Genomic DNA, 2,772 nt, shown 5'->3' with positions numbered 1-2,772 from the left:
CCCCCCCCCCCCCCTTTTTACCCCCAAAACCCAAATCCTCGCCCCCCCCCCGCCCCCCCCCCCCCCCCCGCCCGGGGGGGGCCGGGGGGCTCATGCGCATCGAAGCCCCCCCCCCCTTTTTTGATCATGCGCTGATGCGCTAGCGCGATTGGTGTCGGCGGGTATCTCACCCGCCGACACAACGGAAGTTTTTGCAATTTTTTCAAGTGCTTGCATCAGTCATTCCGACGTAATTTGTCCGACGCGCTGAGGCCTCTCACCTTAAGTTGTTGATGTTGCTAAATTTATTTCATTGGCCGAATGTCGATTACCTGCGCCTGCATGAATGACCACCTGCATCAGCCCGACGCCGCCGGTGTCGATGGCTGTTGCCTGCTTCTGGTGCAGGTACGGTGCCAGGGCAGTTTGCTGCCTGCACGATGATCCGCACCGCATCCAGCAGCCCTCGTTGCTGTCCTCGCCAGTCGGTGCGCCGCCAAGGCTGGCTTGCAGCTCCAGCGGCGAGGCTGCGGCGATTTCGGCCAGTCCGAGCAGCGGCGACCGGTAGCGCGTCAGGATGAAACGCGACCATTCTTCCGTTGACCGGTTGCGATTTCCCGGCGGTCTGCGCCGATGCCACGGCGGTTGCGAGGCCAGAAGGATCGCGCGGCAGGTCAGGCAATATCAGCTCCTTTTTTAATCCAATCCGCCGGGCGCGCCGGATGCTGCGCCAATGCCGCAGAAGATAGGCGACCCAGTACACCACGATCAACAACAATTGGTAGTATGCCAGATTTGACGAAATGAAAGTGTAACCGCCGGTTACATCGCGGTTACACATCTAACCAACTGAAAATAATTATAAATACACCTATGTGTAACCGTGTAACCGTGTAACCAACCATTCTCGCCCGTGAGCGTGTGTGCGCGTGCCCGCATGCGCGCGTAGTATATATTACGCGCGCGCGTGCACGCGCGCATGGGCGAGGCTCCCCGGTTACATGGTTACACGGTTACATACTGCGATTTTTAGAAGTAATTTCAGCGGTTTGACTATGTAACCAAGTTGTAACCGCCGGTTACATATTTGGCCCGAACCCACGCCGAATATGATCTTGAATAGCTATCATCACGATAGGGTCCGGGAAAGGGTAATAATCTGGGGCAAAATGACCGAAAAATTGCGCGCGACCTTTAGAGCACCCCTGAGGGGCCGTATGGCGCTCTCTGAGGGGTGCCTGCGGTGCTTGGCCTAGGTTGGTGACCCAAAGCGGAGCGCTCACCTACCGGCCCTTATTTGGCCTCTGCGCGTCACATGCCCCATTTCGCTAAAGCGGCTTCACACCTGTCCGCGTGATCCCGTATCCGCAGCACCGTCTGGCGGGTCAGCTGTTCGTCCCTGGCAATGGCCGATACATTCCCCTCAGTTGCCAGCCTGGTCACAACCCGTCGGAATTGCGCGCGGTCATAGCTGGGCTTGCCGCCCCGGTATTTCGTCCCATCGGCCCTGGCGGCGTCTATGCCCGCCCTCTGAGCCTCTTTCGTGGCCTCGGCTTGCGCCTGGGCGGTCGCAGCCATGAAGGCAATCAGAGCGTCCCTCACGGCCTCCTGCATTGGATCGGTGCTGGCCCCGTCAAAGGTCATGCCGTTGATAACCGTCTTCACGATCACGCCTTGCCGCATGAACATCCTGATCGTGTCTGTCACATCCTGGTAGTTGCGGCCCAGGCGATCCACCCACCGCACCACAAGGGTATCCCCCCGGCGCAGCATATCAGCCAGCCTGCGCCCCTCTCGGCGCTCTGCAAGGGTGGTGCTGATCCCGGATGCCCCGTGATCCGCCACAACCTGATCAATGACAAAGCCAGCGGCCTCAGCCTGCGCCCTCTGATGATCAATATTCTGTTCCGCTGTCGAGACGCGGGCATACAGCACGGTCTTGGTTAAGCTCTGTGTCATGGGCAATCCATATGTACATGAAGGTGGTGTCCGTTGAATTGCATGTCCATGGACGCAAATCAACCCTCATGTACATACTCCTCATGTACATACTTACGAGGCTTCTTCCACCCTGTCCGTCAAGGTATACCCAAGCGGATGAAATCTGCCGCTGGATTCAACGGGGGCCAAAATCGCTCCCAAAGGCGATACCTTAGATGATGGTTCATCTACTTCGCCCACCGTCGTAGTGGAAACCCCAATTTCGCACGTTCGCATGCCAGGGGAGGAGGCAAAATTCGTTTGGGGGGATGGGTGTTGACTGGCATGTCGACGAGACCTACCGACCGTGTCGGTGGTAAGTGGCGTTATCTCTGGCGGGCCATTTATGCCACCGGCCAGATGGCTGCTTCTGCCTCACCGTGCGACGTGATGCGAAGGCTGTAAGGGCCTTTCTCAAATAAGGCCATCGAGGGCGTGCGCCTGCACCGGCCTGTTACAATTGTGACGGACAAGGCGCACAGCTATCGACGCGTCATTCGTGAGATCAATCAGCCTCCGGCAAACCCGGCGCGGTTCAATGCGAGCTGTCGTCTAGTTTATGATAACTAGCGAAGTTTATATCATAAGGCGGTAACCAACTAGGCCTTCTTCATGGCACTAGCAAGGTAAAGTTTCCACATTGTTCATCAACAAAACGACTAGAGTAGGGAAGAGTGCGGAAGCAAGAAGGTTACCATATTTTGTGGCAGGATAGGTAAGTTTAAACCATACATTGTGTTGCAACCAAGTAGAAATGTCCCTCGCTCCGCAAAGTAGAAATGTCACCAAGAGCGCTGACGGTAGCAAAGCCTG

Annotated in this window: 1 protein-coding gene; it reads right to left on the bottom strand. The window is 56.9% G+C overall.

Translation table 11 applies throughout. From position 1 onward, the window contains the following. Window positions 1-1,290 precede the first annotated feature (1,290 nt). Window positions 1,291-1,938, bottom strand: coding sequence for a recombinase family protein (locus Q4577_RS23565; protein ID WP_303473343.1), 648 nt, complete (start codon window positions 1,936-1,938; stop codon window positions 1,291-1,293). Window positions 1,939-2,772 lie beyond the last annotated feature (834 nt).

Source organism: Marinovum sp. 2_MG-2023 (assembly GCF_030548265.1).
Taxonomy (GTDB): domain Bacteria; phylum Pseudomonadota; class Alphaproteobacteria; order Rhodobacterales; family Rhodobacteraceae; genus Marinovum.
This window is presented reverse-complemented; position numbering and strand designations above follow the sequence as displayed.